Raw genomic sequence first — 1035 nt, 5'->3', positions numbered from 1 at the left:
TAGGTTTGTGGGTAGTGTTAATGCTTATAAGGTAAATCAAAGAGATTTGAATATTTGGGTTGGAGAAAGTCACGATAGACCACAAGGAAATTATTTAGCAATAAACTTAAGCACTGCAATTAAATTTCAAAATTTTATAAAAGAAGGTGTTAATGCTCATGTAAACGAAACACCCAGTAATGATCCAAAAGCTATCCAGAGTAAACCTTGGCAAAGGCAAATGCAAGAGATAATACAACAAATATATCCACATTTAATGCCTGAAGAAGTCACAGAATTAGTAGATTCAACAAAAAATGTAATGATGCTAGCGGTAACCCTTAATCCTAATTATATTGGTAGATGTGATTGGAGTGATAAAGAAGAATTCGAAAGAATGAGAAGAATGGGAAGCTTCAAAGGAAGTTCACTCTTTTTGGTTGGTATAGCCCATACGCTAACAAACACAAGGCTGACGGAATCCGAAAATCCAAAAGCATACCCTGCTTTTAAATATATGAATGTAGGTCCAAGTATCGCTGTAACACCCAAAAGTGTCATTGATGAACATGGTGCTTATTACGATACTCGTAGAAAACCTACGATACCTGATTTTGGTGTGTGGATTGAGGGCAAGCAAGATTCGAAAAATGGCACTTTTTTAGTTTACGGTTCAGAAGGTATTATGAGAGAGATATTTGGCAATATAATAGAGAAGGTACCACTGAAGTTAACCAACCTATCTGCACCTGTGCCTCTGGCATCACAAAAAAAACGCTGTGTTTTCTTATGAATTTACTAGAACCCTACCACCAAACCTACACCTACGACACAGGCAATAATCTAACCAGCCTATCTCACCAAGCAAACAGTGGTGATTGGCAACAAACCCTCGCCATCCACCCTAATAACAACCGTGGCACTGAAAATAATAGCCAAAATAATTTTGACGCCAACGGCAACCTACTAACCCTTGACAATATTGGTACCTTACATTGGCACTACAACAACACCCTCAACCAACTCAGTAAAGCAGACAAAAGCAACACCACACAA

Annotated in this window: 1 protein-coding gene and 1 pseudogene; both read left to right on the top strand. The window is 38.0% G+C overall.

The genetic code is table 11. The annotated features are described in order from the left end of the window. The coding region (locus tag BAZSYMA_RS00875) for a hypothetical protein (protein WP_206599435.1) at positions 1-772 on the top strand (772 nt) is incomplete at its 5' end. After that, positions 769-1035: pseudogene (locus tag BAZSYMA_RS00870) on the top strand (RHS repeat-associated core domain-containing protein); the annotation flags it as partial. The gene BAZSYMA_RS00875 and the pseudogene BAZSYMA_RS00870, both read left to right, overlap by 4 nt.

The organism is Bathymodiolus azoricus thioautotrophic gill symbiont, assembly GCF_001298715.1.
Classification (GTDB): domain Bacteria; phylum Pseudomonadota; class Gammaproteobacteria; order PS1; family Pseudothioglobaceae; genus Thiodubiliella.
The sequence above is the reverse complement of the archived record's forward strand: the minus strand, read 5'-3'. Positions and strand labels throughout refer to the sequence as shown.